Source organism: Nocardioides marmoraquaticus, from assembly GCF_054777915.1.
In genome coordinates, this window is sequence record NZ_BAAHAA010000032.1 from 12,624 (window position 1) to 35,026 (window position 22,403).

19 protein-coding genes are annotated in these 22,403 nt (G+C 75.4%); 10 read left to right on the plus strand and 9 right to left on the minus strand.

Translation table 11 applies throughout. The annotated features are described in order from the left end of the window. Positions 1 to 58: 58 nt before the first annotated feature. Entirely contained in the window at positions 59 to 1,081 is a 1,023-nt protein-coding gene (gene aroF / locus ACYU8I_RS17465) for a 3-deoxy-7-phosphoheptulonate synthase (protein WP_460843315.1), read from the minus strand. A gap of 112 nt (positions 1,082 to 1,193) precedes the next feature. Continuing rightward, on the minus strand, positions 1,194 to 3,269 hold the full coding sequence (pknB, locus tag ACYU8I_RS17470) for a Stk1 family PASTA domain-containing Ser/Thr kinase (protein WP_460843316.1): 2,076 nt from the start codon (positions 3,267 to 3,269) through the stop codon (positions 1,194 to 1,196). 120 nt (positions 3,270 to 3,389) lie between these two features. On the opposite strand from pknB, the gene ACYU8I_RS17475 reads away from it, so the two are divergent. Continuing rightward, the gene (locus ACYU8I_RS17475) at positions 3,390 to 3,761 is read left to right on the plus strand and encodes an Rv2175c family DNA-binding protein (protein WP_460843319.1); all 372 of its coding nucleotides are present in this window, start codon (positions 3,390 to 3,392) and stop codon (positions 3,759 to 3,761) included. Positions 3,762 to 3,799: 38 nt separating this feature from the next. Here the strand turns inward: ACYU8I_RS17475 and ACYU8I_RS17480 are convergent, their stop codons facing one another. Together ACYU8I_RS17480 and ACYU8I_RS17485 are read right to left on the minus strand one after the other, a co-directional pair. Further along, entirely contained in the window at positions 3,800 to 4,978 is a 1,179-nt protein-coding gene (locus tag ACYU8I_RS17480) for a M20 family metallopeptidase (RefSeq protein ID WP_460843321.1), read from the minus strand. A 54-nt stretch (positions 4,979 to 5,032) separates the two neighbouring features. Then, positions 5,033 to 6,589, minus strand: coding sequence for an AbgT family transporter (locus ACYU8I_RS17485; protein WP_460843324.1), 1,557 nt, complete (start codon positions 6,587 to 6,589; stop codon positions 5,033 to 5,035). Between the two features lie 114 nt (positions 6,590 to 6,703). Here ACYU8I_RS17485 and ACYU8I_RS17490 point away from each other — a divergent pair, with 114 nt between their 5' ends. After that, positions 6,704 to 7,717: an Lrp/AsnC family transcriptional regulator gene (locus ACYU8I_RS17490; RefSeq protein ID WP_460843327.1), complete on the plus strand. Its 1,014-nt coding sequence runs from the start codon at positions 6,704 to 6,706 to the stop codon at positions 7,715 to 7,717. A 6-nt stretch (positions 7,718 to 7,723) separates the two neighbouring features. On the opposite strand, the gene ACYU8I_RS17495 is transcribed toward ACYU8I_RS17490, so the two are convergent. Next, positions 7,724 to 8,797: a polyprenyl synthetase family protein gene (locus tag ACYU8I_RS17495; RefSeq protein WP_460843329.1), complete on the minus strand. Its 1,074-nt coding sequence runs from the start codon at positions 8,795 to 8,797 to the stop codon at positions 7,724 to 7,726. Positions 8,798 to 8,827: 30 nt separating this feature from the next. Between ACYU8I_RS17495 and metF the strand changes: the two genes are divergently transcribed. After that, positions 8,828 to 9,754, plus strand: a complete 927-nt coding sequence (gene metF, locus ACYU8I_RS17500) for a methylenetetrahydrofolate reductase [NAD(P)H] (protein WP_460843333.1) — start codon at positions 8,828 to 8,830, stop codon at positions 9,752 to 9,754. A gap of 2 nt (positions 9,755 to 9,756) precedes the next feature. Here metF and ACYU8I_RS17505 read toward each other — a convergent pair whose 3' ends face one another. Beyond that, on the minus strand, positions 9,757 to 10,737 hold the full coding sequence (locus ACYU8I_RS17505) for an NAD-dependent epimerase/dehydratase family protein (RefSeq protein WP_460843337.1): 981 nt from the start codon (positions 10,735 to 10,737) through the stop codon (positions 9,757 to 9,759). An 18-nt stretch (positions 10,738 to 10,755) separates the two neighbouring features. After that, positions 10,756 to 12,084 (minus strand): phytoene desaturase family protein, encoded by a 1,329-nt coding sequence (locus ACYU8I_RS17510; RefSeq protein WP_460843339.1) that lies wholly within the window; start codon positions 12,082 to 12,084, stop codon positions 10,756 to 10,758. A gap of 41 nt (positions 12,085 to 12,125) precedes the next feature. Between ACYU8I_RS17510 and ACYU8I_RS17515 the strand changes: the two genes are divergently transcribed. Continuing rightward, a complete protein-coding gene (locus tag ACYU8I_RS17515) occupies positions 12,126 to 12,299 on the plus strand; it encodes a hypothetical protein (protein WP_460843342.1) in 174 nt (57 codons plus the stop codon). Positions 12,300 to 12,311: 12 nt separating this feature from the next. On the opposite strand, the gene ACYU8I_RS17520 is transcribed toward ACYU8I_RS17515, so the two are convergent. Next, the gene (locus ACYU8I_RS17520; protein WP_460843344.1) at positions 12,312 to 12,863 is read right to left on the minus strand and encodes a YbaK/EbsC family protein; all 552 of its coding nucleotides are present in this window, start codon (positions 12,861 to 12,863) and stop codon (positions 12,312 to 12,314) included. A gap of 172 nt (positions 12,864 to 13,035) precedes the next feature. Here ACYU8I_RS17520 and ACYU8I_RS17525 point away from each other — a divergent pair, with 172 nt between their 5' ends. From ACYU8I_RS17525 to ACYU8I_RS17550, 6 genes are all read left to right on the plus strand, one after another. Then, positions 13,036 to 13,338 (plus strand): DUF6504 family protein, encoded by a 303-nt coding sequence (locus tag ACYU8I_RS17525; protein WP_460843346.1) that lies wholly within the window; start codon positions 13,036 to 13,038, stop codon positions 13,336 to 13,338. Further along, complete coding sequence (locus tag ACYU8I_RS17530) at positions 13,338 to 13,790, plus strand: SAV_6107 family HEPN domain-containing protein (protein ID WP_460843348.1); 453 nt, start codon at positions 13,338 to 13,340, stop codon at positions 13,788 to 13,790. Before ACYU8I_RS17525 ends, ACYU8I_RS17530 begins: the two co-directional genes overlap by 1 nt. A 15-nt stretch (positions 13,791 to 13,805) precedes the next feature. After that, a complete protein-coding gene (locus ACYU8I_RS17535; RefSeq protein ID WP_460843350.1) occupies positions 13,806 to 17,459 on the plus strand; it encodes a DNA polymerase III subunit alpha in 3,654 nt (1,217 codons plus the stop codon). A 31-nt stretch (positions 17,460 to 17,490) separates the two neighbouring features. Continuing rightward, entirely contained in the window at positions 17,491 to 18,228 is a 738-nt protein-coding gene (locus tag ACYU8I_RS17540; RefSeq protein ID WP_460843352.1) for a methyltransferase domain-containing protein, read from the plus strand. Positions 18,229 to 18,279: 51 nt separating this feature from the next. Further along, positions 18,280 to 19,479: a DNA polymerase IV gene (gene dinB, locus ACYU8I_RS17545; protein ID WP_460843354.1), complete on the plus strand. Its 1,200-nt coding sequence runs from the start codon at positions 18,280 to 18,282 to the stop codon at positions 19,477 to 19,479. A 135-nt stretch (positions 19,480 to 19,614) separates the two neighbouring features. Further along, complete coding sequence (locus ACYU8I_RS17550; RefSeq protein WP_460843358.1) at positions 19,615 to 20,106, plus strand: DUF3040 domain-containing protein; 492 nt, start codon at positions 19,615 to 19,617, stop codon at positions 20,104 to 20,106. Between the two features lie 195 nt (positions 20,107 to 20,301). On the opposite strand, the gene ACYU8I_RS17555 is transcribed toward ACYU8I_RS17550, so the two are convergent. Then, on the minus strand, positions 20,302 to 22,403 hold a 2,102-nt coding region (locus ACYU8I_RS17555), incomplete at its 5' end, for a transglutaminase family protein (RefSeq protein WP_460843361.1).

Below are 22,403 nucleotides of genomic sequence, written 5' to 3' on the forward strand. Positions count from 1 at the left end.
GTCCTCGACCCGCCGCGACGACCGGATCCTGACACCGAGCGGCAGGGGAGAGGGTGCGTCAGACCCGCCCGACGGCCGGCACCAATCGGCGCATGATCGCTGCGAGCTCGCGCAGGCCGTTGCCGTCGATGGCGGTGGCGCCGTCGCACAGGGCCGACTCGGGGTCGGCGTGCACGTCGACGGCCACGCCGTCGGCACCCACGGCGATAGCGGCGCGCACGAGCGGGTTGACCAGGTCACGGCGGCCGGCGGCGTGGGACGGGTCGACGATGACGGGCAGGTGGCTGGCCGTCTGCGCGACCGGCACCGCCGAGATGTCGAGGGTGCTGCTGGTCGCGGTCTCGAAGGTGCGGATGCCGCGCTCGCACAGCACGATGTCGAGGTTGCCGCGCTGGGCGACGTACTCGGCGGCCATCAGCCACTCCTCGACGGTCGCGGTCATCCCTCGCTTGAGCAGCACCGGCTTGCCGCACTCGCCGAGCGCCTGCAGCAGCGCGAAGTTGTCCATGTTGCGGGTGCCGACCTGCAGCATGTCGGCGAACTCGCAGACCATCGCCACGTCGCGGGAGTCGACGACCTCGGTGACGACCGGCATGCCGGTGGCGCGGCCGACGTCGGCGAGGATCTCGAGGCCTTGGCGCCCCAGCCCCTGGAAGGCGTACGGCGAGGTGCGCGGCTTGAAGGCACCGCCGCGCAGCACGCGTGCCCCGGCCGCCTTGGCGATCTCGGCGGCCTCCAGCGTCTGCTGGGGCGACTCGACGGCCGACGGCCCGGCCACCAGCCCGAAGGTGCCGGGACCGATGGCGACCCGGGCGTCGCCGGTGCCGACGTGCACGGTCGACCGGTCGGGGTGGTGCTGGCGACTGACCAGCTTGTAGGGGTCGGAGATGCGGAAGACGTCCTCGACGCCGGGGAGCCCCCGCAGGTTGAGCCCGTGGAAGGAGTCGACGTCGCCGACCAGACCGATGATGGTGCGGACCACGCCGCGGCTGACGAAGGCCTGCCCGCCGACCTGCTCGACCCGGGCGATCACCCGCGCCACCTGCTCCTCGGTCGCCCCGGGAGCCATCACCACGACCACGGCGTCAGGCTAGGACCGCCCAGTCCGGATGGTGGATGGCGATCTCGTCCACGGACGTGATCGATTCCGGATCGTGATCTGCCCACCGGGTCCCGGAAAAGGTGCCGACTGGTCAGACGATGCTGATCGTGATGGTGCTGCCCCGGGGAGCCGTGCCGCCCGACGGCGACTGCGAGACGACGTACTGCACCCCGATGTAGACGTTGGAGCGTTGGGTGGCCACGTCGAAGCCGGCGGCCTCGAGGCGCTGCGTCGCCGCGGCCACGCCCTGCCCGACGACGCGGGGCACCTCGACCATGACGGGGCCCTTGGAGACCACGAGCTCGACCTCGTCGCCCTTGACGCCGGTGCCGGAGTCGGGAGACTGAGAGATGACCTCGCCCTCGGCGACGGTGTCGCTGTTCTCCTCGGTGCGGGAGACCTCGAAGCCCTTCTTCTCCAGCGCGGCGGTGGCCTCGTCGGCGTCGCGGCCGGTCCAGTCCGGCACCTTGATCGGGCGCGGGCCGCGGCTGACGACCAGGTCGACGCTCGCGTCGCGCTTGAGGGAGGTGCCGGGTGCCGGGTCGGTGGTGATGACGAGCCCCTCGGGCACCTCGGGGTGGTAGCGACGCACCTCGCCGCCGAAGCCCAGCCGGGTGTCGAGCAGCTCCTGCTGCGCGGTGTCGACGCTGCGGCCGCCGAGGTCGGGCACGTCGTAGCGCTCGGGGCCGAGCGACATCACCACGGTGACGCTGCCGTCGTCGAGCACGCGCTCGCCGGGCGCCGGGTCGGTGGTGAGCACCTCGCCCTTCGGCACGCTCTCGTCGTACGCCGCGTCGCCGGCGACCAGCGCCAGCCCGGAGTCCGCAAGCCGCTCCTCGGCCGCGGCCTGGGTCAGGCCGAGCACCGACGGGGTGTCGGTGTAGCGGGCGATGCCGAACCACCAGCCGCCCACCCCGGCGCCGACGGCCAGCAGCAGCACGAGCAGGAGCGCGACCGGGCCCCGACCGCGGCGACGGGCGGGGGCCGAGGGCGCGACGGGGCCGTCGGGTCCGCGGCGCTGGGTCGGCACCACGACCTGGGTGGTCGCCTCGTCGTGGGGCTGCGCGGGGCCGCCGACGGCGGTGGGCGCCGGGTCGACCGGGGCGCCCCAGAGGCTGCGCTCGCCGCCCACGGTGGCGAGCTCGTGCTCGCGGGCGGCCTCGCGGGTCGTGCGGATCTCGGGCAGCTCGTCGGTGCCGGTCTCCTCGAGCAGCTCCTGCGACGCCGGCACCGCGCCGGCGCGGGCGACTGCGGCCAGCGGCGACAGGTCGGCGGTGAGCTCGGCGTCGCCGGTGACGCCCTGCTCGACGGCGAGGCGCACCTGGCGCACCTGCTGCAGCATCACGCGGGCGTCGGCGGGCCGGAGCTCGACCGCACGGGCGGTGGCCCGGGCCACCAGGGCGTCGAGGTAGTCGGGGATGCCGGCGACCCGCGACGAGGGCGTCGGGACGTCCTCGTGGACGTGCTTGTAGGCGACCTGGATCGGGGAGTCGGCCTGGTGCGGCTTGCTGGCGGTCAGCAGCTCGAACAGCACCACGCCCGTCGCGTAGACGTCGGCGCGCGCGTCGGAGCGACCCGCCACCACCAGCTCGGGGGAGAGGTAGGAGACGGTGCCGATGAGCACCTCGCCCGTTGCGGTGTGCTGGGTCTCGCTCGAGACGGCGCGCGACAGCCCGAAGTCGGCGACCTTGACCCGCTCGGGCTCCTCCCGGGTGACCAGGACGTTCTCGGGCTTGACGTCGCGGTGCACGATGCCGGCGGCGTGGGCGCTGGCCAGCGCCTCCAGCACCGCCTCGACGAGCCGCAGCGCCCGGGCGGGCGGCAGCGGCGCCGACTCCCGGATCAGCTGGCGCAGGGTGCGGCCCTCCACCAGCTCCATGACGAGGTAGAGGGTGCCGTCGTCGTCCCCGGTGTCGAAGACCGACACCACGCCGGGGTGCGACAGCCGGGCCGCCGCGCGGGCCTCGCGGCCGAAGCGGCGTACGAAGTCGTCGTCGTGGGCGAGGCCGTCGTGCATCAGCTTGACCGCCACCGTGCGGTCGAGGCGCAGGTCGGTCGCGCGGTGCACGGTGGCCATGCCGCCGCGGGCGATCTGCTCCTCGAGGCGGTAGCGCCCGTCGAGCACGCGCCCGGTCGGCAGGGCGCCGTGGGGTGCGTCGGTCGTCACGTGGTGCCTCCAGCCCGGGGTGGGGAAGTGACCCGGCCTGCCGGTGATGGTAGTTCGCGACGCGCGGGGAGTGGGGGAGGCCGGGAGGTCGGGGTCGTGCAGCGGTGCCACCATGGGGTCGTGGACGAGACGCCTGGCGACACCGACCTGAACACCCTCGTGGGCGAGTGGCTCGACTGGAAGGGCGTGGCCACCGAGCTCGGCGTCAGCGTCGGCAAGGTGCGCACGCTGATCCGCGAGCACCAGCTCGCCGCCGTCGTCCCCGTGCCCGGCGAGGGTCCCAAGGTGCCGGCCGCGCTGCTGCGCGACGGCGAGGTCGTCAAGGGCGTGCCCGGCCTGATCACCGTGCTGAGCGACGGCGGGTGGAGCGACCACGAGATCCTCACCTGGGTCTTCACCCCCGACGACACCCTGCCCGGCCGCCCCATCGACGCCCTGCGCGAGGACCGCGGCTCCGAGGCCAAGCGCCGCGCCCAGGCGATCGCGCTGTAGGGCGGGCGCCCTGCTGCTGCCCGGGCCGTGACCCGGCCTCAGCCGGCCAGCCGGTGGAGCATCCCGGCCACCAGCGCGGTCTGCGGGGCGACCGCGTCGAGGTAGGCGAACTCACCTCGGGCGTGGGCGCCGTGCCCGACGGCGCCGAGGCCGCAGAGCACCGGACGGCCGAGCCCGGCGACGAAGTTGGCGTCGCTGGCCCCGCCGACGGAGACGTCGTGCAGCTCGCGGCCGAGCTCGGCGGACACGGAGCGGGCGACGTCGAGCAGCGCGGCCGAGGTGTCGGTCAGCACCATCGGGGGGCGGTTCCACCCGTGGCGGACGTCGACCCGCACCCGGTCGTCACGGGGGGCGAGGGCGTCGAAGGCAGCGTCGATGCGGTCCCGCTCGGCCTGCGTGACCACGCGGACGTCGAAGTCGGCCCGGGCGTGGCCGGCGACGACGTTGGTGCCCGACCCGCCACGGACCAGCCCGGCGTTGACCGTGGTGCCGGCGGCGGGGTCGGCGGTGGCGACCGCATGCGTGACGACCTCGGCCAGGGCGTGGATGGCACTGGCGCCCGCCTCGGGGTCGAGCCCGGCGTGCGACTCGACGCCGTGGCAGACGACCTCGAAGATCCCGATCCCCTTGCGCCCGGTCTTCACCGCGCCGTCGGCCGACGGCTCGAGCACGAGCGTGGCGTCGGCCGTGCCACCCACCTGCTCGATCACCGGGCGCGACGACAGCGAGCCGATCTCCTCGTCGCCGTTGAGGCAGAAGGTGACCGTCGGCAGGGCGAACCCCGACTCGCGCAGCAGCCGCAGCGCCCAGACGCCCTGGACCAGGCCCGCCTTCATGTCGAAGACCCCGGGTCCGCTGAGCCTGGCACGGCCGTCGGGCCCGGGCTCCGAGGCCGCGGCGTCCCAGTCGGCGAGGGTCCCGCGCGGCCACACGGTGTCGTAGTGGCCGACCAGCGCGACGTGCCCGGCCGCCGAGCCGGGCAGCGTCACCGTCAGGGTGTCGCCCTGGTCGCCACCGGGGTGCACCGTGGGCGCGGGGGCGTCGAGTCGGACCGTCAGCAGGTCGACGAGGTGGTCACGGGCCTCGCGGAGGCCCGGCAGGTCGTAGCTGCCGGACTCCACGGCGACGAGGGCGCGCACGTCGTCGACGACCGCCTCGGCGGCGGCCTCGGCGGCGGTGGCGAGCGTGCTGGTCGCAGAGGGGTCAGGGGTCGTCACGGGGTCTCCTCCGGGAGCGTCGGGGGTGCGGTCACGAGGGCGTCCGGGTGCCGCTCACAGCGAGCCCACCGGCGCGCCCGGGCCGAGCGGGATGCCCAGCAGGTACCAGGCCAGGAAGAAGGCCACCCACACGACCCAGATGACGGCGGCGAGCGGGATGGTGAAGGAGGCGAGCGTGCCGATGCCGGCCGACCGGCGGTGCTGCTGGATGAACCCGAGCGCCATGACGAAGTAGGGGCTCATGGGGGTGACGCAGTTGGTCACCGAGTCGGCCACGCGGTAGATCGCCTGCGTGGTCTCCGGGTTGATGTCGAGCAGCATCAGCATCGGGACGAAGACCGGAGCGGCGAGCGACCACAGCGCCGAGCCGCTGGTGATGACGAGGTTCATGAAGGTCACCAGCACGGCGATGCCGAGCAGGATCGCCCATCCGGGGGCGCTGACCTCGCGCAGGGCCTCCGCGCCGGTGATGGCCAGGATCTCGCCCAGGTAGGTCCACTTGAAGTAGGCGAGGAACTGCGAGATCGCGAAGAAGAGCACGAGGATCGGCGCGAGCGCCTTCACGCCCTCGACCATCGAGGTCACCACGTCCTGGGCGCGGGTGAAGGTGCCGGCGGCGAAGCCGTAGACGGTGCCGACGATCGCGAAGAACAGCCCGAGGACGAGCGCCAGCCCGGTGAGGAGCGGCGACTCGAGGACGGCGCCGTCCGCGCCGCGGAGCCACGAGCCGTTCGGCAGGACGGCGAGCACCAGCACGACGACGTACGCCGCTCCGGCGGCGCCGGCGAGGCGGAGGGCGCGCCGCTGCCGGTCGTCGACGTGGAGCAGCCCGGCGTGCTCGTCGACGTCGGTGGTGGGCTCGGCGTCCGGCTCGAGGTCGGGCCGGCGCGCGAGGACCTTCTCGGTCACGACCGTGATCACCACCGCGATCAGCACCGAGGAGGCGAGGCTGAAGAAGTAGTTGGACACCGGCGTGACGACGTAGGACTCGTCGATGGTCTGCGCAGCCGCGGTGGAGATGCCCGACAGCAGCACGTCGGTCGTGGTCAGCGAGGGGGAGGCGTCGTAGCCGGCGGAGATCGACACGAACGCCACCACGGCGCCGAGCACGGGGCTGCGGCCGGCGGCCCGGAAGACCAGGGCACCGAGCGGGATCAGGGTGACGTACGCCGCGTCGCCCGCGACGTGGCCGACCATGGCGGTCATCGACAGCACGAAGGTCAGGTACTTGCCCGGCACCCTGCTCACCATCCGGCGCAGCAGGGTGGTGACGAGCTCGCTGCGCTCGGCGACGGCGATGCCGAGCATGACCGTCACGATGGTCGCGAGCGGGGGGAAGAGCGCGAAGCTCTCGACCGCTCCGCCGACCATGACGTCGAAGCCCTCCTGGCTCAGCAGGCTGCGTACCGCGATGGTGTCGCCGCTGCCCGGCTGGACCGCGCTGACACCGACCCCCGCCAGCACCGCGCTGAGCACGACGACCACCCCGGCGAGGATCCAGAAGAGCCAGAAGGGGTGGGGCAGCTTGTTGCCGATGCGCTCGATCGCGCTGAAGAGCCGGAAGGCCGACCTCATCGACCGCGAGGTCGGCTCGTCCACCGTGCTGGTCATCGGGTCCTCCTCATGCGGGCGTCTGGGACGGACCGGCACGACGGTGCCACAGATCTGGAAGAACAGCCAGAGTTGGCCACTAGCATGAAACGATCCTGCAACACGAGGAGTTTCATGGAGGAGCTCGACCCGCTCGACCGACGCCTGGTCGGCGCGCTGCACCTGCGTCCGCGGGGGTCCTACGACGAGCTCGGGTCGGTCCTCGGCGCCGACCCGACCACCGTCGCCCGCCGGCTGGCCCGCCTCGTCGACTACGACGTCGTGCGGGTCGTCGGCCAGGTCGACTGGTCGATGTCCTCGCGCACGCTGCCGGTGCACCTGTTCGTCGAGACGCGTGGTGCCGCTCCGGGCGAGGTCGTCGCCGCGCTCCGGGAGCTGCCGACCGTGCAGTACCTCGCCCAGGTGTCGGGCGCCAGCGCCGTCTTCGCCACCGTGCACGCCGCCGACGAGCCGGCGACCTCCGCGGTGCTGGCGCAGGTGCACGCCCTGTCGGGGGTGGCATCCGTGCGGACGCTCCCGGTGCTCGAGGCGCTCAACCGCGGGGCCGGCTGGGACCCCGGTCTGCTGGGGCCCGACGAGGTCGAGCGCTGCGGGGGGCCCGACCCCTCGCTGGCCCTGCCTTCCCGCGACCTGCCCAGGGGCGCGCTCGACGGGCCCGAGCGTCAGGTGGTGGAGCTGCTGCGGGCCGACGGTCGCGCCGCGTCCGCCGCGGTCGGGCGCGCGACCGGGCTGTCGGCCTCGACGGCACACCGGGTGGTCCGGCGCGTGCTCGACCGGGGCTGGGTCCGCCCCCGGGTCGAGGTCGACGCGTCGCTGCTGGGGTTCACCAGCCCGTTCGTCCTCCAGGTGACCGTGCGGCCGGGGTCGGTGGTCGCGGCCGCGGCCCAGCTCGCCGCGCTGCCCGAGACCCGGTTCACCACACGGGTGGCGGGGCGGACCAGCCTGCTCTGCACCGGGCTCGCCGCCGACCGCACCGCCCTGGCGCGCTTCATCGACGAGCGGGTGAGCCGCCTGGACGGGCTCCGCGAGCTCGAGGTCGACATCGTCCTCGCGGAGGAGCGCCGCTACTGGACCGACCGCACGCCGGACGGCCGGCTCGGTCCGTTCGTGCCGCCGCCCCTGCTGTGAGCCGGCTCAGACCGTACGGCGCACCGCGCGCTCGGCGAGGTCGCGCAGCGCCGCGGTGGCCTCGGACCGCAGCGGGGCGTCGTCGAGGGCGTCGAGGGCGGTGCGGCTGAGGTGGTCGATGACGGTCTCGAGCTGCGCCAGCGCACCCGAGGCCTCGACGAGGTCGCGCAGCTCGTCGACCTCGGCGGCGTCGAGCGGGGTGCCGAGGGCGGCGTCGAGGCGCGCGGCCTGCGGTGCGGGCAGGGCGTCGAGGGCGAGCGCCACGAGCACGGTGCGCTTGCCCTCCACCAGGTCGTCACCCGCGGGCTTGCCGGTGACCGCGGGGTCGCCGAAGACGCCGAGCACGTCGTCGCGCAGCTGGAACGCCTCGCCCAGGGGGAGCCCGAAGCGGGAGAGCGCCCGGACCTGCGCCTCGTCGCCGCCGGCGAGCGCCGCGCCGACGTGCAGCGGCCGCTCGACGGAGTACTTGGCCGACTTGTAGCGCAGCACCCGCATCGCGGCGTCGACGTCGGCCGTGCGACGGGCCTGCACCGACACGTCGAGGAACTGTCCTGCGATCACCTCGGTGCGGGTCAGGTCGAACCAGCGCAGCGCGTCGAGCACCCGCTCGGCGGGCAGGCCGCAGGTGCGCAGCAGCTCGTCGGCCCACGAGAGCAGCAGGTCGCCGAGCAGGATCGCCGCTGCGGCGCCGTACTGCTCGGCCGCGCGGGGAGAGCCGCCCGACCAGCCCTGGTCGAGGTGGAACCGCTCGAAGGCGCGGTGCGCCGACGGGTGGCCGCGCCGGGTGTCGGAGCCGTCCATCAGGTCGTCGTGGGCCAGGGCGCTGGCGTGGAGCAGCTCGAGGGCGCCGCAGGCACGGGCCAGCGCCTCCCGGTCCGCGTCGGCCACGGCGGCGACCGACTGGTGCCCCCACCAGCAGAACCCGGCGCGCAGCCGCTTGCCACCCGTGACGGCCGTGCGGGCGGCGGCGACCAGCCGCTCGGCGTCCTCCCCGAGGTCCTCGAGCGCCCCGCGCTGGCTGTCGACGAAGCGTGCGAGGGTCGCGTCGAGGTCGTCCCACCCTGCGATCTGCGCGGCCACGCCGGGAGCCTAGCCCCGTACGCTCGTGGCATGTCCGGCACCCGGCCGCCTTCCCCCGGCCTCACCGAGAACCCCGCGCCGCGCATCGGCGACCTGCTGGGGGTCGGTGAGCGGTCCTTCTCCTTCGAGTTCTTCCCGCCCAAGGACGCCGAGGGCGAGGAGGTGCTCTGGCGCTCCATCGCCGAGCTCGAGCCGCTCGGCCCGACCTTCGTGTCGGTGACCTACGGCGCCGGCGGCACCACCCGTGACCGCACCCTCGCCATCACCGGGCGCATCGCGCGCGAGACCTCGCTGCTGCCGATGGCCCACCTGACCTGCGTCGGTCACACCGTCGAGGAGCTCGAGCGCATCCTGCGCGACCTGCGCGCCGAGGGCGTGGGCAACGTCCTGGCGCTGCGCGGCGACCCGCCGGAGGGCCCGGGCACCCCCTGGGAGCCGACGCCGGGCGGTGTCGACTACGCCTCCGAGCTGGTCGCCCTGGTGCGCCGGGTCCAGCCCGACCTGTGCGTCGGTGTCGCCGCCTTCCCCGAGGGCCACCGCGACTCCGACACGCTCGACGACGACGTCGCCGTGCTCAGGGCCAAGCAGGACGCCGGCGCCGAGTTCGCCGTCACCGAGATGGTGCTGCGCGCGTCCGACTACACCGGGCTCGTCGACCGCGCCCAGGCGGCCGGGGTGACCATCCCGGTGGTGCCCGGCATCATGCCGATCCTGCGGCTGTCGTCGATGGAGCGCATGGTCGAGCTGTCCGGACGCGACATCCCCGACGAGGTGCGCTCGCGCCTCGAGCCGCTCGCCGACGACCCGGCCGCCGTGCGCTCCGAGGGCATCGCCATCGCGTCCGAGCTGTGCGACGCCCTGCTCGCCGGCGGGGCGCCGGGGCTGCACTTCTACACCCTCAACCGCTCCAAGGCGACGCGCGAGATCTGGTCGGCGCTCTCGCTGCCGGTCGGCTGACCTCAGCCCCTGGCGCACCCCTGCGGTCGCGGCAGGTCGAGCCGGTCGTGGTCGACCAGCCACTGCAGCGACTCCAGCACCGCCGCGTCGGGCTCGTACGCCGGCGCGTAGCCGAGCAGGCGACGGCCCTTCTCGATGCTCAGGCAGTGGTTGCGCAGCAGGTGACCCCGGCTCGCCTCCACCAGCTCGGGGTCGAGACCGCGACCGAACTCCTCCCACGACACCCGCTCCAGCCGCGCGTCGCGGCCCCACCACCCGGCGGCCGTGGCGGCGTACCCGCTGACGGTGAGCGCGGTCGGCGCGACCGCGTGGAAGTCCTCGCCCGCGGCGACGTCGCGGTGCGTCAGCGCGAGCTCGACGACCTGCGCCACGTCGTCGGCGTGCACGTGGTGCATGTGCTCGGCGCCCGATCCCGGCACCCGCAGCGGCTCGCCCGCGGCGAGCGTGGCCCACACGCGGTGGTCGAGGTTGCCGACCGGGTTGATCGGGTCCCAGCCCTCGCCGACGATGTGGCCGGGGTGCACGCTGGTGGTGACGAGGCCGCCGGACGCCGTCTCGTGCTGCAGCTGGCGGGCGATCGCCTCCTTCGCGATGCCGTACTCGCCGACCGGTGGCGCGCCGAAGCCCTCGACGATCGGGGAGTAGGTGCTCGGGCCGTAGCGCCACAGCGTGCCGACGTGGACGAGGTGCTCGGCCCGGCCGCGCAGCGCGTCGAGCAGCGCCGTGGAGGACGCGACGGTGAAGCAGATCAGGTCGACGACCGCCTCGGGGCGCAGGTCGCGCACCGTGGTGCCGAAGTCGCCCGACGCGTCGAGCGCCTCGCGGTCGGCGACCACCTGCTCGACCTCGTCCCAGGTGGGGTCGGGGGTGTAGGCGCGGCGGGCGCCGCGGCTCACGTTGACCACCTCGTGCCCGGCCCGCACCAGCCGCGGCACCAGGTGGGTGCCGACGTGTCCGCTCCCGCCGATGACCACCACGCGCATGAGCCGGGGGTACCCGCCTCAGGCCGGGCCGACCACCTGCGCGACCAGCGCCGCCGACAGGCCGACGGACGGCAGGCCGGCACCCGGCGTGGCGCTGGCGCCGGCGGCGTACACCCCGGGGACGGGCGTGCGTGGGCCCAGCCGCTGGGTGACGGTGCCGCGGCCCTGCCACAGCACGCCGTACGGCGACTGGCCGAGCTCGGCGACCTGGTCGCGCGGGCTGCGGTCGACCCGCGCCACGACCTGGTCACGCACCCGGATGCCACCCCGCGCCAGCGCCACCAGGGGGTCCTCGCTGAGCCGGCCGCGACCGAGCAGGGTCCAGGCGTGCGCGCCCTCGGGCGCCGCGCCACCGGTGGTGCGCAGCACGAGCATCGCCTCGCCGTGCACCACCACCTCGTGGGGCAGGTCGGGGACGGGGCCCTCGAGGCCGACGTGCGTGACCACCGGCGGCATCGCGGGCATCGTGCGCACGACGTGGGGAGCGGTGGCCGGCAGTCGACGGGGGTCGATCGCGACGACCACGAGATCGGCGTCGTGGGTGCCCTGGTCGGTGCGCACGCCGACGGCGCGACCCTCGCGCAGCTCGATGTCGAGCGCGGTGGTGCCGAGGTGCACCGCGACACGACGGGTCGCCAGGCGGCGCTCGAGCACCTCGGCCAGCACGCCGAGCCCGCCGGGCACGGTCCAGGTGCCGAGCTGACGCTCGAGGTAGCTCCACAGCCCGACCCACGCCGGCACGTCGCGCAGGTCGTGACCCTCGACCTCCGCCGGGAAGCCCGCGAGCCGGTGGAGCCGCTCGTCCTTGCCGAAGGTGCGCCTGAGCACCTTGGCCATGGTCACTCGTGTGCGCAGCAGCCGGGAGGCGTGCTCGGAGGCCAGGTCGGGCGACCACGGCCGCTCGAACCAGTCCTTGCGCAGCGCCTCCCAGTCGTCGGTGAACGCGTCGACGTAGCCGGTCCAGCGCTCGGCGGCCTGGGGGCCGAGGGCGGCGCCCAGGACCTCGAGCTGGGCGGCGCGGCCGTCGGGCAGGTCGACCTCGGTGCCGTCGGCGAAGCGGTGGCGGCGCAGCAGCGGCAGCTGGACGAGGTCGACCTCCTTCTCCAGCGGTCGGCCCGACTTGCGGAACAGGTCGCGGGCCACCGCCGGCAGCGCGGTGTGGGCGGGCCCCGCGTCCCAGGTGAAGTCGCCGCGGGTCACCCGCCCGAGCGCGCCGCCGAGACGGTCGCGGGCCTCGAGCAGGCTCACGTCGTGACCGAGCTTGGCGAGCCGCGCGGCGCAGGCCGAGCCGCCGTACCCGCCGCCCACGACCACCACCCGCGCCACGGCGGTCACGGTAGCGGTCACGTGGGGGAGGGGCTCGCGAGCGGGCGGGGTACGGGCGGCCCATGAGCGAGCCGACGCACGAGCCCGAGACGACCGACGACACCACCGGCGGCACCACCGGCGACACCACCGGCGGGCCCTCCGACGAGGAGCTGCCGGGCCACCGGGGCGACGGGCCCGACCCCGACCCGGTCGACGCCGCCGAGGCCGAGGGCGGCGAGGTCGGTGCGGGCTGAGCCCGCGGACCGTCAGGTCACGTCCACCTCGGTGGCGCCGGTCATGCGGCACAGCTCGTCGTAGGTGGTGCTGAAGACCGCGGCCGGGTGACCGGCCGCGGCCCAGACCACGGGGTGGAGCGCGAGCCAGGGGTCGACGTACGTCGGCACGGGTGCGGGGTGGGCGAAGGGCGACACCCCGCCGATGACCTGGCCGGTGTGGTGCTTCACGAAGGCGGCGTCGGCCCGCCGCAGCGCGACCACGCCGATGCGCCCGGCGGTCGCCTCCGTGGCGACGCGGTGCTCGCCGCTGGTCAGGAGCAGCAACGGCGTGGGCTCGTCGTCGGGCCCGCTCGGCGGCACCGCGAAGATCAGGCTGTTGGCGATCGCCCCGACCTCGCAGCCCAGGGCCTGGGCCGCGAGGGCGGCGGTGTGCACCGAGGCCGGGAGCACCCGGACCTCACCGCTGCCGCCGCGCGCCTCGAGCTCGCGGCGGAACCGGGCGACCCCGGGGTGCTCGCCGACGGACACGTCCGGTGCGGGGCGGTCGGCGGGTCGGTCGGCGGGTCGGTCGGGGGCGTTCATGCGCGGACGGTAGCCGGTCGGGCCTGAGTGCTCCTTGGACCTTGACGGGTTGTCGGTGGGGCGGTGTACCGTTCGAGTCGTTCGAACACGTGTTCGATCACCGCCCCGGTGGGGAGTGACCTCGACCCCACCCTCCACCGGGGCACCGACAGTCCTCGGGGAAGGGGAGCAGATGAGGCGCTACGACGACCCGGTGGAGGTCCGCAGGGACGCAGCCGCCGATCCCGAGCAGTTCCTCTGGCGCGGCCGGCTCTGGCAGGTGCGCGAGGTGGTCTCGCACTGGGTGGAGACCGGCGCGTGGTGGGTGCGGGCGCAGGACGGCTCGTCCGCGGCGGACACCGACGGCGACCTGCTGCGCGAGCGCGAGGTCTGGCGCGTGGCGGCGGCCCGCGGCCGGGTCGGTGACCACGGGGTCTTCGACCTGGTCTTCAGCTGGTCCGAGGGCGGCTGGCGGCTGGCGCGGGCGGTCGACTGATGACCCGCACCGTGCCCCGGGCGCCCGTCGTCGCCGGCGGTCCGGCCTTCCTGCCCGCCGCGACGCACGCCTACCTCGAGCGGGCCGCGGCCTCCCTGCGCGAGGCGATCACCAGCACCGTGGCCCCCGAGCGCTACGCCCTGGCCCACGTCTCGGCGCTGCGCACGGCCGCGGCCGTGCTGGCGGCCCGTGCCCGGCCGGTCCCGACCACGGCCCGCGCCCGTCGTCAGCGCAACGCCTGGGTGCTGCTGACCGACCTCGCCCCCGAGCTGGCCGAGTGGGCGGCCTTCTTCGCGGCCGGGGCGGGCAAGCGAGCCGACGCAGAGGCCGGCGCCCGGCACGCCGTCACCGCGCGCGAGGCCGACGACCTGGTCCGCGACGCCGACCGGTTCCTGGCGGTGGCGGAGGGGCTGCTGGGCCTCACCGAGCACGCCCCGATCCGGGTGGCCTGAGCTCGCCTCCGCTCCGTGCCCGACCCCTTCGTCCACCTCCACGTGGCCTCCGGCTACTCGTTGCGCCACGGCACCGCCCACCCGCACCTGCTCGTCCAACGGGCCGCCGAGCTCGAGATGGACGCGATGGCACTCACCGATCGTGACGGTCTGTACGGTGCGGTCCGCTTCGTCAAGGCCGCCGCGGCGGCCGGGGTGGCGCCGGTCCTGGGCGTCGACCTCGCCACGCCGCCGCTCCTGCTCGTGGGTGCGCCGGCGCGGGCGCGCACCCCGGCCCGCGGCGGCACCGAGCGTGACCCGCGGCTCCCACGGGTCACCTTCCTGGCGCAGGGCGACGCGCGGGGCGCCGTGCGCCCCGGCTGGGCCGCGCTGTGCCGCCTGGTCTCGGCCGCCCACGCGGCCGGACGTCGCGGGTCGCCGCTCTGCCCGCCCGCCCTCGGGGCCGAGCACGTCGCCGGTCACGCGGTCCAGGTCGTGCTCGGCCCGGGCTCCGAGCTCGGGCGTGCGGTGGCGCTGCGCCGTGACGACCTGGCCGCCGCGGTGCTGCGTCGCTGGCTGGCGCTCGTGGGGCCGGGGCAGCTCGCGGTCGAGCTGGTCTCGCACCGCCTGCCCGGCGCCGGGCCCGGCACCGCCGTGCACGCAGCGCGCATGCTCGGGCTGGCGACCCGGCACGGCGTCGCCACCGTGCTCACCAACGCGGTGCGGTTCGCCGACCGGCTCGACGCGCCGGTGGCCGACGTGCTCGACGCCACCCGCCGGCTGGTGCCGCTCGACCGCCGCCACCTCGACCGGCGCAACGCCGAGGGCTTCTGCAAGTCCGGCAAGCAGATGCAGGAGGTCGCGGAGGAGGTGTGCCGGCGCGCCGGCGTGGAGGCCGACCCGGTGCTCGCGGCGCGGTCGCTGCTCGCCCGCACCCGCTCCCTGGCGGAGCGCTGCGTGCTCGACCCCGGGGCCGACCTGGGGCTCGGCGAGGTGCACTTCCCCGAGCTCGAGGCGGCGGTGCGCCCGGGTGACCCGCCCGGGGCCGATGCCGACGCCGTGCTCCGGCGCCGCTGCGAGGACCGCATCGGCGCCCGCTACGGCGACGGCCCGCGGATGCGCGTGTGGACCCGTCTCGACCACGAGCTCGACGTCATCCGGCGCCTCGGCTACGCCTCCTACTTCCTCACCGTCGGCGAGGTCACCGAGATGGTGCGCGGGCTCGGCATCCGCTCGGCCGCCCGCGGGTCGGGGGCCGGCAGCCTGGTCAACTACCTCCTCGGCGTCTCCGGCATCGACCCGATCCGCCACGGCCTGCTCTTCGAGAGGTTCCTCTCGCCCCTGCGCCGCTCCCTGCCCGACATCGACCTCGACGTCGAGTCGGCACGCCGCCTCGAGGTCTACGACGCCGTGCTCGCCCGGTTCGGGCGGCAGCGGTGCGCGACCGTGGCCATGGTCGAGACCTACCGGGTGCGCCACGCGGTGCGCGACGTCGGCGCCGCGCTCGGGCTGCCGCACCCGGAGGTCGACGCGCTCGCCACGGCCTTCCCCCACGTCCGCGCCCGCGACGCCCGCGCCGCCGTCCGCGACCTGCCCGAGCTGCGTCCGCTGCGCCGGCTGCTCGACGCCGGGGCCGGGGGCGGGGTCGACCTCGGCCTCGTGCTCGACCTCGTCGAGCGGCTCGACGGCCTGCCCCGGCACGTCGCGATGCACCCGTGCGGGGTGCTGCTGTCCGACCTCGCGCTGCTCGACCGCACCCCCGTCGAGCAGAGCGCGGGCGGCTACCCGATGTCGCAGTTCGACAAGGACGACGTGGAGGACCTCGGGCTGCTCAAGCTCGACCTGCTCGGCATTCGGATGCAGTCGGCGATGGCCCACGCCGTCGCCGAGGTCGAGCGTGTCGAGGGGGTCCGCCTCGACCTCGACGACGAGGCCCAGGTGCCCCTCGACGACCTCGCCACCTACGAGATGATCTCCAGCGCGCAGACCCTCGGGGTCTTCCAGATCGAGTCACCCGGCCAGCGCGAGCTCGTCGGCAGGTCCGGCATCGACGACTTCGCCGACATCGTCGCCGACATCTCGCTGTTCCGGCCCGGCCCGGTCAAGAGCGACATGATCACGCCCTACCTCGAGGCCAAGCAGGGCTGGCGGCTGCCCGGCTACCTCCACCCGGACCTCGAGCCCATCCTGCGCGAGACCCGTGGCGTCGTGGTCTTCCACGAGCAGGTCATCGCGATCCTCTCCGAGATCGGCGGGTGCACCCTGGCCGAGGCCGACGAGCGCCGCCGCGCCATGGGCACGCCCGCCGGCATGGCGGCGGTCGAGGCGTGGTTCGTCACCGGCAGCCGGCTCCGGGGCTACGACGAGGCCGTGGTCCGCCGGCTGTGGGAGGTCGTGGCGTCGTTCGCGTCCTTCGGCTTCTGCAAGGCCCATGCCGCGGCGTTCGCGCTGCCGACCTACCAGTCCGCCTGGCTCAAGACCCACTGGCCGGCACACTTCCTCGCCGGCGTGCTGACCCACGACCCCGGCATGTACCCCAAGCGGCTGCTGCTCGACGACGCCCGCCGCCTGGGCATCGCCGTGCTCGGCGTCGACGTCAACCGCAGCCGAGCGGCGTACGCCGTCGAGCACCTGGCCGACGGCGGGCACGGGATCCGGGTCGCGCTGGCCGAGGTGCGCGGTATCGACGCCGCCGAGGTCGACCGGGTGCTGGCCGCGCGTGACGACGCGCCGTACGCCTCGCTCGGTGACTTCGTCGAGCGGGCCCGGGTGTCGCGTCCGGTGGTCGAGCACCTGGTGCTCGCCGGCGGGTTCGACGCCGTGCACGACGTCGAACCCGCCGGCGGGGGCGGCGCGGGCCGTCGCGCGCGCACCACCCGTCGCGACCTGCTGCTCGAGGTGGGCGACCTCGACCGGATGCACCGCGCCGGGGCCCGCACCGACCGCTGGCGCCGGGCCCGCGACCTGGGGGGCCGGCCGCCCACCGCGGGCACCGACACGTCCGCGACCTCGGTGCAGCTGGCGCTCGGGCTGCCCACCGAGGCGCACACCGGGGTGGGGCTGCCCGAGATGAGCCCGTCCGACCGCGTCGGCGCCGAGCTCGAGGTGCTGGGGCTCGACGTCAGCCGCCACGTCATGCACCTGCACCACGAGCTGGTCGAGGCGCTCGGCGTGACCCGGTCCACCGGGCTGCTCGAGGCCCGCAACCGCAGCGAGCTGCTGGTGGCCGGCGTCAAGGTCGCCACCCAGACGCCGCCCATCCGCTCCGGCCGGCGAGTGGTGTTCGTGACCCTCGACGACAGCACGGGGCCGGTCGACGCCACGCTCTTCGACGACGCCCAGGGCGACTACGCCTCGACCGTGTTCGGCTCGTGGCTGCTCGTGGTCCGCGGGGTGCTCCGCCGCACCGGACGACGGGGGGTCTCGCTCCGCGCGACCGGGGCCTGGGACCTCGGCTCCCTCACCCGGCTGTGGGAGGCCGAGGGCCTTGACGCGGTGCTCGACCTGCTCGAGCGCTCGCCGCGGCCCGGGCGCGGGCCGAGCGCCACGCCCCACCGGGTGCGGGTGCACCCCAGTGGGGCCCGCACCTCGCCGTACGCCGACCTGCGGCCGGCCGGCCCCGCGCCGGGCGTCGTCTCCGGCGCGGTCGCTCGCAGGCTGTGGCACCGCAGCCCCGGGAGCCCGGGGTGACGGCGCCGCCGCACGCCCTAGGGTGGGCGCCATGGACCGCCCGCTGGAGCGCCGCAACGCCACCCGTACGGCGGTCGTCTGGGAGGCCGTGCGGGCCCTGCTGCCCGAGCCCGGCCGTCGGGTGCTCGACATCGGGGGCGGCACGGGCGGCCTGGCGGTGCACGTCGCCGGTCTCGGCCACGAGGTCACCGTGGTCGACCCCAGCCCCGACGCGCTCGCAGCGCTGGCGCGCCGAGCCGCCGACGACGGGGTCGCCGACCGCGTCAGTGCCGTCCAGGGCGACCTCGACACCGTCGGCGAGCTGGAGCCCGGCTTCGACCTGGTGCTGTGCCACGGGGTGCTCGGGCTGGTCGACGACGCGCCTCGGGCGCTCGCCTCGGTGGCGTCGGTGCTCGCCCCCGGCGGGTCGCTCTCGCTGGTGGTCGGCCAGCACCACGCCGCTGTGCTCACCCGCGCGATGGCCGGGCACTTCGCCGAGGCACGCGCCCTGCTCGGCGCCACCCCCGGACCGACGGGTTCCGACGGAGGGCGCAGCCCGCGGGCCGAGCGTCGGTTCACCGTCGACGAGGTGCACGACCTGCTGCCCGGCTGCGGGCTGCAGGTGCGCGAGGTGCAGGGCGTGCGGGTCTTCGCCGACCTCGTGCCGTCCTCGCTGCTCGACCTCGAGGCCGGTGCGGCCACGGCGCTGCTCGAGCTGGAGCGCGCGGTCTCGACGCGCCCGGAGTACCTCGTGCTGGCCAGCCAGCTGCACGTCCTCGCGACCCGCTAGGCCCGGGCCGGGCCCGGCCCCGTCGGCCCGACCGCCCGGGGTGGTGGGTCGATGAGCCCCGACCCGCACCTGCTGCACGTCGACATGGACGCCTTCTACGCCTCGGTGGCGACCCGCGGCCGGCCCGACCTGGCCGACGTGCCGGTGGTGGTGGGCGGGGGAGGCCCCGGCGGTCACCGCGGGGTGGTGCTGGCCGCCAACTACCCGGCACGCCGCTACGAGGTGCGTTCCGGCATGCCGATGGCGCGGGCGCGGCGGCTGTGCCCCGACGCGGTGGTGCTGCCGCCCGACTTCGCCGAGCTCGAGGCGGTGTCGGCCTCGGTGATGGAGATCTTCCGCCAGGTGACGCCCGTCGTTGAGGCGATCTCCCTCGACGAGGCGTTCCTCGACGTCTCCGGTGCCACCCGTCGGCTGGGCCCGCCGCGGGGCATCGCCGAGCACGTCCGGGCCCGGGTCGCCGACGAGCAGCAGGTCACCTGCTCGGTGGGCGTCGCGGGGTCGGTCTCGGTCGCCAAGCTGGCGAGCCGCCGCGCGAAGCCCGACGGCGTCGTCGTCGTACGCCCCGACGAGGTGACCGCCTTCCTGCACCCGCTCGACGTCGGCGAGCTCTACGGCGTGGGTGAGGCGACGCGCGACGCGCTGCACCGCTACGGCCTGCGCACGGTCGGCGAGCTCGCGCACACGCCGCTGGCCACGCTGCAGCGCGCGTTCGGCCGCGCGAGCGGCGCCCACCTGCACCACCTCGCGTGGGGCACCGACCGCCGGACCCTGGTGCCGCGGCGACACACCCAGGACCCCGACCGCTCGATGGGCTCCGAGGAGACCTTCGGCCGCGACACCGACGACCGCGCGGTGGTGGTGCGCGAGCTGCTGCGGCTGGCCGGCACGGTCACGCGCCGCATGCGCCGCGCCGAGGTGGTCGGCCGCACGGTCACGCTGCGGGTGCGCTTCTCCGACTTCACCACCCTCACCCGTTCGCGCACCCTGCCCGACCCGACCGACGTCACGGCCGAGGTCCACGCGGTCGCCGTGGGGCTGTACGACGCCCTGGCGCTCCAGCGCGCCCGGGTGCGGCTGGTCGGCGTCCGCGTCGAGGGCCTGCGGCCCCGGGCGCAGGCGCAGCGACAGCTCGTGCTGGGTGCGCGCGAGCGGGGCTGGGAGGAGGCCGACCGCGCGGTCGACCGGGCCGCGTCGCGCTTCGGCGGGGGCGCCGTACGGCCGGCGACGCTGCTGCAGGGCGGTCGACCCTAGTCCTGCCCGGCGACCGACGACCATCGCCACGCAGGGGCGCCGGGGTGAATTCTCCACCGAATTCCGGTCTCTTCTACCGCCCCGCCCACCGCCCTGCCTAGACTCGGACCACACGAGATCATGCGGGAGGATGCCGTGCCACTCTCCGAGGAGGAGCTTCGTCTGCTGGAGCAGATGGAGCAGGCCCTTGCCCAGGAGGACCCCAAGTTCGCCTCCACGCTGCGCGGCAGCGCGATCGAACGCACCGCCAAGATCCGCACCGTGGGCGCCGGGGCCGCGCTGCTCGTGGGCGTGGCCATGCTGATGGGCGGCGCCGTCACCCAGCAGATCTGGCTCGCGGTCCTCGGCTTCGTCGTCATGGTCGCCTCGACCACCCTCGGTCTCGCCGCGTGGCGCGGCCGCCACGCCCAGCAGTCGCAGGTCCCCGACGATCCGTCGGGCGCCACGATCGCCGTGACCCTCGACGACCCGCCCCACCGCTTCGGCGTCGTGCAGGGCGGTCGGGCCGACAAGCCCCGCCGTCAGCCCCGCCAGCCCCGGGCCCGCCGTCCCAAGGGCAGCACGCAGGGCACGTTCATGCAACGCATGGAGCAGCGCTGGGAGCGCCGCCGCAACCAGGGCTACTGAGCCTCACCCCTCTCGACACCGACGGCCGGTGGTGCACCCGCACCCCGGCCGTCCGTCACGTCCAGCCCCGCTCCGGCAGGGGCGCCTGACGCCACTGAGCCACGAAGTCGGTCGCTGAGCCACGATTGTTTGCTTGGCTCAGCGACAAAGTCACTGGTCAACCAGTGACTCTGTCGGGGTCGACCTACCGGCCGCTCACCACGTGCGGGGGAGCAGGGAGGGGGGAAGCAGGCGACGGCGGAGGCGGGTGGGGGCGGGGGCGTCGGCCGAGCGCCGCTCGAGCAGCGTGGTCCAGCGCTCGACGGTCGCGGGGAGGTCGGTGCGCTCCAGCACGGCGGTGCCGCCGGGCGAGCCAGGACGGGCGAACCGGCCGCGCTCCACCTGCCGCAGCACGTCCTCGAGCGCCTCGGCGTCGGCGTGCTCGGCCCCGGGGGTCTCGCGGACGAGGGCGTGGGCCTGCTCGCGCGGCGAGCGGTCGTCGTCCCACGGGGCGCCGTGGTCGAGGGCGACGGCCCGCAGCTCGGCCCAGGCCCCCTCGGCGGGCCCCTCGGAACGGGCCGGGTCGAGCCGCTCCGCCCGCTGCCGACGTCGTACGACGCCCGGTGCGAGCAGCGCGGCGGCCAGCAGGAGCAGGACGAGCACGACCGCGACCGGGCGGCCGAGCCCGGCGCCGCCGGCAGAGGTGTCGGTCTGCTGCTCGGTGTCGGTCTGCTCGGCCTGCGGGGTCGGCGCCGCGCTCTGCGGCGCCTCGGTGGGCTCGGACTCGTCGAGCGACTCGCGGGTGTAGTCGGGGCTGGCGCCGGAGCGCACCGACGGGGTGGGCTCGAAGCGCACCCAGCCGACGCCGGTGAAGTACATCTCGGCCCAGGCGTGCCGGGCGTCGGAGGAGTAGCGGAGGCGTCCGTCGGGCTGCCGCTCCGGGCCGAGGAAGCCGACCGCGACGCGCGAGGGGATGCCGAGGGTGCGGCCCATCGCGGCCATGGCGGCGGCGAACTGCTCGCAGTAGCCGACCTTGTCGGTGGTGACGAAGTCGGCGAGCAGGTCGAGGCCGGAGCCGGGGCGCTGCTCGAGGGAGTAGGTGAAGCCGCCGTCCTGGCGGAACCAGTCCTGCAGCGCGACGGCCTGCTGGAACGGTGTGGTTGCGCCCCGGGTCACCTCGCGAGCGGTCCGCTCGATGACGGGCGGCATGTCGTCGGGCAGCTCGGTCATCGGCTCGCGCACCGACTCGGGCGCGGTGAGGGCCCGGTCGAGGTCGCTCGCCGTGATCGCCGGCCGGAAGGCGGTGGCGCGGTAGGTCAGCCCGGGCCGCGACTCGCCGGAGGGCAGGGCGACGTCGAGGAAGCGCTCGTCGTAGCGCCAGTCGCCCTCGACGGCGACCTCGCGCAGGGGCGACGGCAGCGGCAGCCAGCGGGTGCGGAAGACGGGGTCGAGGGTCAGCTCCCACTCCGACTCGACGCCGCCCGTGCCGGCGGCGAGCCCGGGCGGTGCGGGGAAGACGCCGTCGGCGGAGTTCTCCGACGGCAGGTCGCGGGTGGAGGCGTCCCACGCGTCGGCGGAGAACTGGTCGAGCACCACGGTGCGCAGGTAGTCGGTGTCGGTGGAGTCGGTGCGGGCGAACAGCAGCGAGGTGTCGGTCTGCTCGAGCAGGTCGCGGCGCAGGGAGATGAAGGGGTTCTGCGTCGCCACGCGCAGGCTGCCGCTGCCGTCTCCGTCACCCGTGCCGCCGTTGTCGGGACCCACGGGGTCGGCCAGCGGCACCAGCGGCGCGACGAGCAGCGAGGCGAGCACGGCCACCAGCGCGACCTGCCCGGCGCCGACCCCGGTGTCGAGCCGCTCACGCCAGCCGTCGGGCAGGGCGTCGTCCTCGGGGCGCACCGGCCGCACCGCGACGGCCCCGGCGTGACGACGTCCGCGGTCGCAGGCGAGCAGCAGCACGTACGCGGCTGCGGCGCAGACGTAGAGCCGCGTCGGCACCGGGTCGGTCAGCACGGTGACCGGCACGCTGACCGCCGCGAGCACGGGCAGCCCGGCCAGCGGGGGCCGACCGACCGCGTGGGCGAGCACGTCGACCCCCCAGAGCAGCAGCAGGAAGCAGCCGAGGAGCAGCAGGTGCACCGCCCCGAGGGATCGGTCGACGGGCGACAGGTCGGTGCCGAGCACGACGGCGCCGCGCTCGAGCGCCTCGACGAGCAGCCGCACCGAGGCCGGCCGCGGCAGCAGCGGGACCCCGACGGCGAGCGCCCACGCGGAGAGCAGCGCGAGCCCGGCGGCGAGGAGCTGCGCGGCGGCGACCGCGA

What these genes read in the sequence shown, in the direction of transcription:
- dinB (WP_460843354.1), top strand. Translation starts at nt 18,280, where the DNA reads ATGAGCCCCGACCCGCACCTGCTGCACGTCGACATGGACGCCTTCTAC.
- ACYU8I_RS17505 (WP_460843337.1), bottom strand. Translation starts at nt 10,737, where the DNA reads ATGCGCGTGGTGGTCATCGGCGGGAGCGGACACGTCGGCACCCACCTG.
- ACYU8I_RS17530 (WP_460843348.1), top strand. Translation starts at nt 13,338, where the DNA reads ATGACCCGCACCGTGCCCCGGGCGCCCGTCGTCGCCGGCGGTCCGGCC.
- ACYU8I_RS17490 (WP_460843327.1), top strand. Translation starts at nt 6,704, where the DNA reads ATGGAGGAGCTCGACCCGCTCGACCGACGCCTGGTCGGCGCGCTGCAC.
- ACYU8I_RS17485 (WP_460843324.1), bottom strand. Translation starts at nt 6,589, where the DNA reads ATGACCAGCACGGTGGACGAGCCGACCTCGCGGTCGATGAGGTCGGCC.
- ACYU8I_RS17525 (WP_460843346.1), top strand. Translation starts at nt 13,036, where the DNA reads ATGAGGCGCTACGACGACCCGGTGGAGGTCCGCAGGGACGCAGCCGCC.
- ACYU8I_RS17540 (WP_460843352.1), top strand. Translation starts at nt 17,491, where the DNA reads ATGGACCGCCCGCTGGAGCGCCGCAACGCCACCCGTACGGCGGTCGTC.
- ACYU8I_RS17515 (WP_460843342.1), top strand. Translation starts at nt 12,126, where the DNA reads ATGAGCGAGCCGACGCACGAGCCCGAGACGACCGACGACACCACCGGC.
- ACYU8I_RS17520 (WP_460843344.1), bottom strand. Translation starts at nt 12,863, where the DNA reads ATGAACGCCCCCGACCGACCCGCCGACCGACCCGCCGACCGCCCCGCA.
- metF (WP_460843333.1), top strand. Translation starts at nt 8,828, where the DNA reads ATGTCCGGCACCCGGCCGCCTTCCCCCGGCCTCACCGAGAACCCCGCG.